Annotated in this window: 6 protein-coding genes; 2 read left to right on the top strand and 4 right to left on the bottom strand. The window is 74.7% G+C overall.

Going from position 1 to position 4,718, the window contains the following annotated elements; translation table 11 throughout:
• The 4 genes from CCL05_RS31025 to CCL05_RS31040 form a co-directional block, all read right to left on the bottom strand.
• A partial coding sequence (locus CCL05_RS31025) for an NAD(P)/FAD-dependent oxidoreductase (RefSeq protein ID WP_143589975.1) occupies positions 1–812 on the bottom strand: 812 nt, incomplete at its 3' end.
• A complete protein-coding gene (locus CCL05_RS31030) occupies positions 802–1,101 on the bottom strand; it encodes a (2Fe-2S)-binding protein (protein WP_086564013.1) in 300 nt (99 codons plus the stop codon). The genes CCL05_RS31030 and CCL05_RS31025, both read right to left, overlap by 11 nt.
• Entirely contained in the window at positions 1,098–2,252 is a 1,155-nt protein-coding gene (locus tag CCL05_RS31035; protein ID WP_086564014.1) for an NAD(P)/FAD-dependent oxidoreductase, read from the bottom strand. Before CCL05_RS31035 ends, CCL05_RS31030 begins: the two co-directional genes overlap by 4 nt.
• An 87-nt stretch (positions 2,253–2,339) precedes the next feature.
• The gene (locus CCL05_RS31040) at positions 2,340–2,999 is read right to left on the bottom strand and encodes an MmyB family transcriptional regulator (RefSeq protein WP_167409649.1); all 660 of its coding nucleotides are present in this window, start codon (positions 2,997–2,999) and stop codon (positions 2,340–2,342) included.
• A gap of 238 nt (positions 3,000–3,237) precedes the next feature.
• Between CCL05_RS31040 and CCL05_RS31045 the strand changes: the two genes are divergently transcribed.
• Positions 3,238–3,897 carry a helix-turn-helix domain-containing protein gene (locus tag CCL05_RS31045; RefSeq protein WP_086564016.1) on the top strand — a complete coding sequence of 220 codons (660 nt, stop codon included), beginning with the start codon at positions 3,238–3,240 and terminating at the stop codon, positions 3,895–3,897.
• Positions 3,898–3,929: 32 nt separating this feature from the next.
• Complete coding sequence (locus tag CCL05_RS31050; protein ID WP_086564017.1) at positions 3,930–4,460, top strand: toxin-antitoxin system, toxin component; 531 nt, start codon at positions 3,930–3,932, stop codon at positions 4,458–4,460.
• Positions 4,461–4,718 lie beyond the last annotated feature (258 nt).

Genomic DNA, 4,718 nt, shown 5'->3' on the forward strand with positions numbered 1-4,718 from the left:
TGCGGGAGCATGCCGTGGCCGACGGCCAGGGTGTCGCAGGGCAACCGCCGCTCCGTGCCGGGCCGGACGCGTCCGGCGGTGTCGAGGGCGGCGACCGTGACGCCGGTCAGCCGGTCGTCGCCGTGGGCGCGGACGACGGTGTGGCGGGCCAGGACCGGCACGCGGTGGCGCAGCAGCCGGGCGGCGTGTCCGGCGCCCTCCGGGGTCTTGCCGGCCAGGGCCCGGCCGTGGCGGGCCAGGCGCCCCGGGCCGGTGGACTCGACGAGCGCCGCGACCTCGACGCCGGCTGCCGCGAGCCCGGTCGCCACGGGCAGCAGCAGCGGCCCGGTCCCGGCCACGACGGCCCGGCGCCCCGGCACCACGAGGCCGCCCTTGAGCATGGCCTGGGCGCCCCCGGCGGTGACGACGCCCGGGAGGGTCCAGCCGGGAAAGGGCAGCACGTGTTCGTATCCGCCGGTGGCCAGGAGCACGGCACGGGCGTGCACCTCGGCCGGTTCTTCCTGCTCCGGGCCGAGCAGCGCGTGCACGGTGAAGCCGCCGGGCCTGCGCTCCACGCACCAGACGTGATGATCCGTCAGCACGCGTACGGAACGGGCGGCGAGGCCGTCGCGCAGTCGCTCCCAGGTCCGCCACCGGTGGTGCAGCGCCTCGGGCCGCCCGGCGGCGAGCCCGGCGGCGGGCTGCCGGTAGTACTGCCCGCCGGTCTCCGTCGCCGCGTCGACGAGGGCGACCCGCGTGCCGCGCGCGGCGGCCGCCAGGGACGCGGCCAGCCCGGCCGGTCCGGCGCCGATCACGGCGAGTTCAGTCCGCATGGCCCGTCCCCTCCTGCGTGCCGATCACGTCTCCCGGCCGCACCGGGAGCAGGCAAGCGCGTTGGTTGGGGCGGCCGTTGACGGTCACCAGGCAGTCGAAGCAGACGCCGATCCCGCAGAACACCCCGCGCGGGCGGCCCTCGCCCCGGGTGGTGCGCCACGAGGTGACGCCCGCCGACCACAGCACGGCGGCGACCGTCTGGCCGGGCAGCGCCTCGACCGGCCGCCCGTCGAACGTGACCGTGAAGGCGGGGCCGGGTCTGGCCCGCGCCAGCTCCAGGGGATTCACTCGGCCTCCTCGGGAAAGCGGTCGGGCCGGAACGGGCCGAGATCCAGGTCGGGCGTCCGCCCCGTCAGCACCTGGGCGATCAGCTGCCCGGTGCCGGTGGCCAGACCGATGCCCGCGCCCTCGTGCCCGCAGGCGTGCAGCAGTCCGGGCGCCCGGGGGTCGGGGCCGATCGCGGGCAGATGGTCCGGCAGATACGGCCGGAAGCCGGCGTACGTCCGCATGGCCCGGACTCCGGCGAGGAACGGGAAGAGCCGCGTCGCGCCCGCCGCCAGCGCCCGCAGCGCAGGGAGCGACAACGACCGGTCGAAGCCGACCCGTTCGCGGCTGGCGCCGATGAGGACCGGCCCGGCGGGCGTGCCCTCGACGACCGGGGAGGTCTGGAGGGCCGCCGAGTCGCTGGCGACGTCGGCCACGTAGTCGGCGGCGTACACCTTGTGCCGGATCCGGGGCGGCAGCGGCTCGGTGACCAGGACGAAACCGCGCCGGGGCAGCACCGGCAGCGACACCCCGGCGCGGGCCGCCACCTCGCCGCCCCAGGTACCGGCCGCGTTGACGACCGCCGGGGCGTGGATGTCTCCCCGGTCGGTACGCACCCCGCGCACCGCACCGTCGGGGCCGCGCAGCACCCCGGTCATCTCACGGCCGGTGAGCAGCCGGGCGTCCGAGGCGCGCAGCAGGTGCGCCGCCGCCAGGGCGGGCATCACCTGGGCGTCCTGCGGGTAGTGCACGCCGCCCGCGAGGCCGGGGGCCAGGTACGGCTCCAGGTCGGGGAGCCGGTCGGGCGGCACCGGGACCGCCTCGACCCCGGCCGCGCGCTGCCCGGCGGCGAGTCTCTCCAGCCCGGCCAGCGCTGCGCCGGTGCCGGCGACGACGACCCCGCCCTTGGCCTCGTACTCGACCGCCTTCCCCAGCCCCTCCCCGGCCAGTTCGGACCACAGCCGGGCGGACAGCAGGGCCAGGTCGAGCTCGGGGCCGGGTTCCTTGTCGGAGACGAGGAGGTTGCCCTCCCCCGCGCCGGTCGTGCCGCCGGCCACCGGGCCGCGGTCCACCACGACGGTGTCCAGGCCCGCCCGGGCCGCGTACAGGGCGCAGGCGGCGCCCACCACTCCGGCTCCGACCACCACGACATCGCAGGTCAGCGGCTTGCTCACGGCAGTACTATGTCACACACCACAGTGTCGGGGAATGGGGCGGACACCGATGACGCGGTGTTGTGGTGCGGGGGAAACCGGCGGGGCTCACTCGGCCGCCGGGACGACCCTCAGGTGGGAGGCGGTACGGCGCGCCCGGCGGTCCCGGGACGGGGTGCGGCGGGCCTCGCGCAGCACGAACGTGAGCCGGGCGCAGCCCAGTTCGTCGAGCGTCCTGGACGTCTCGACGACGATCCGGCAGTCGGTGGCGCCCCAGCGCGGATCCGGGTGCAGCAGCGGCCGTACGGCACCGTCCTGCTCGACGGCGCTCTCGCCGACCGAGCGGATCCAGTGCGGCAGGCCGTGCCGGTAGGCGGCTTCCATGATCGGGTCCTGGGCGATGTCGCGGCGGATGGCCTGGAGGCCGTGGTCGGGGGCGTGGCTCTCCACGGTCCGCGCGAAGTGCGCGAGCATCGGCAGGCACCAGCTCGCCTCGTGCTCGCCGAGCACCGTGGGGGCGTCGGGGTGGAACAGCACGAACCTGAGGAAGTTGTCGCCCGGCATGGCCGTCGGGTGCGGGCCGACGCCACCGAAAAGTGACCGGAAGGCACTGTTGGCCAGCACCACGTCCCAGCAGTGGTCGACGACGAGCGAGGGGAAGGAGACGGCCTCCAGAAGCCCGGCGTAGTCCTCCAGGTAGGCCTGGACATCGGAAGTCTGGGGGACGGGCCGCGGTGCCGGCCGCTGCCCTCCTGCCTGATATGCCATCGGGAGGTCACCCCTCTTGCCTGTGCGGCCCTGACGCGGCGCACCGATCCTGGTGCCCGGAGCTGAGGCGTGTCAACTATCGTGGCATTTCATGCTGGTTGACGGCTGAAATTGGCCACAGTTGTGGCGAGACCTGGATGTGAGTTCGAACCACCGGCTACGCTCCGGGAAGTTCACGCCGGGGTAGGTCACGGCATCCACTTGTGAGAAGCCTGTGAGAGACGTAGGAGATCTGTCGGTGACGGGTGGCTTCGTCGAAGGTCCGGGCGCCACGCCGACGGCCGTGCTGGCGGCCGTCGTCTCCCGTGTCTCCGCGCTCGCCGACCGGCTCGGCGTGCCCTACGCCGAGGTCTTCGACATCGGCCGGCTGTCCGTCGCCTCCGGCGTCCCGGAGCCCGTGGTCAAGGCCCTGCTCGGCGGCCGGCCGGCGGGCGAGCCCGATGTGCAGGCCCGGTTCCTCCAGCGCCTGGACCTGCTGCGCCGGACCCGGCTCAAGCCCAACGGCCGCAAGTACACCCAGCAGGAGATCGCCGACGGCGCGGGCATGTCCCGGCAGCAGGCCGGTGCCCTGATCAACGGCGACCGGCGGCCGACCATGGAGCACTGCGACGCCCTCCAGCGGTTCTTCCGGGTGCACGCCGGGTTCCTCACGGCCGAGGACCCCGAGGCACTGGTGAGCGCCCTCCAGCACACCGAGCAGGAGCTGCTCCAGAAGCTCGCCGACCGCGAGCGGGAGGCGGCCGCGGCGGCCGACGACCCGCTGGAGCGGCTGTTGCAGGACCACGGCGTGCGCGGCATCGCCTGGCGGGCCGCGCAGCTGCCCACCGACCAGCACCGCGACAAGGTGGCGGAGTGGCTGGACATGCTCCTGGAGAGCGTCAAGCGGCCCGAGTCGTGACCGTGGGGAGAACTGTGGGCATCGGTAAGGAAATGCGCCGCCTGTGCGGCGAACTGGTCGCGGAGCTGACCCTCCCCGCGCCGGCGCGGCCCGAGGAGCTGTACGCCGCGCTGTGCGACGCCATGAGCAGACGCCGGGGCCGCCCCGTCCACTTCCGCACGGCCGCCTTCCCGCCCGGGACCGCGAGCGGGCTGTGGCTCGACATGGCCGAGCAGGACCTCGTCGTGATCGAGGAACGCACGGCTCCCGATCACCAGTTGGTGATCCTGGGGCACGAGCTGTGGCACATGAAGGCGGGGCACTGCTCCCACCACGTCGAGGGCGCCGCCGTCGCGGCCCGGCTGCTCCACGAGGGCGCCGACCTTCAGGAGACGGTGCTGAAGGTCGCCGCGCGCACCCGCTTCGACCTCGACGACGAGAAGGAGGCGGAGAGCTTCGGGCTGCTGCTGGCCAGCAAGTGCCGGGCGTGGCTGGCGGGTTCGTCGTCGCGGGGGCCGGTGCAGCGGGACCACCTGGCGGGGCGGATCGAGGCGTCGCTGGGATATCCGGGGTCGCAGGGCTGAGGTGGGGTCACCCCTGCGCCGAGCGGGCGAACCGGGGGACGACCGGGCCGGATTGTCAGTGGTGGGCGGCAAGCTGGAGGTGCGCCCCTTGTGTGCGGGGCGTGACCGATGACTCCGACACGGGGAGAGCCGACCGATGCCCACCGCCGTACTGACCGACCGCGAACGCACCGCCGTCCAGGCCTATCTGCGGCTGCTGCACACGGTCCGGGCCGCCTTCGACCTGGAGCCGGGCCCGCCCGGCTCCAGGTCGAAGGC

The organism is Streptomyces africanus (genome assembly GCF_002150735.1).
GTDB lineage: Bacteria > Actinomycetota > Actinomycetes > Streptomycetales > Streptomycetaceae > Streptomyces > Streptomyces africanus.